The organism is Streptomyces murinus (assembly GCF_002154555.1).
In the GTDB taxonomy this organism is placed as follows: domain Bacteria; phylum Actinomycetota; class Actinomycetes; order Streptomycetales; family Streptomycetaceae; genus Streptomyces; species Streptomyces murinus.
In genome coordinates this window covers 1-539 of the sequence record NZ_MUNF01000070.1, presented here as the reverse complement: position 1 = coordinate 539, position 539 = coordinate 1, and the positions used below count along the sequence as shown (strand labels likewise).

At 74.8% G+C, this 539-nt stretch carries 1 protein-coding gene; it reads left to right on the top strand.

Annotation, left to right across the window (positions count from 1 at the left end):
- On the top strand, nt 1-539 hold a 539-nt coding region (locus tag CCN72_RS05500; protein WP_143664048.1), incomplete at both ends, for an FUSC family protein.

The window sequence follows — 539 nt, the reverse complement described above, 5'->3', positions numbered from 1 at the left end:
GGCGGGCTCGCCCGGGTGACCACGCGCCAGGCGCTCCAGGCGATGGCGGGCGCGGGCTTCGCGCTGGTCGTGGGCGAGCTGGTGTCCGGCCAGCGGTGGTACTGGGCCGTCGGCGCCACCTGGTGGGTCTTCGTCAACACGGCCTCGCGCGGCGAGACGCTGGTACGGGGCTTCCGCCGGGTCCTCGGCACGCTGATCGGCGTCGGCCTGGGCTTCCTCGTCGCCGTACCGCTGCACGGCGCGCCGGTGCCCACGGCCGCGCTGCTCGCGGTCGCCGTCTTCGGCATCTTCTACTCCGCCGCCGTCTCGTACACCTGGATGATGCTCTGGGTGACGGTCCTCGCCGAACTCCTCTACGGTCTGCTCGGCGTCCTCACCCCCGGGCTGCTGGCGCTGCGGCTCGGGGAGACCGCGGTGGGCGCGTTCGGCGCCGCGCTCGCGGTGCTGTTCCTGCTGCCGGTGACCACGCACGCCACGACGGACGCGTGGATCCAGCGGGCCCTGCGGTGCGTGCACGCCTGTACGGCGGAGGCGGCGGC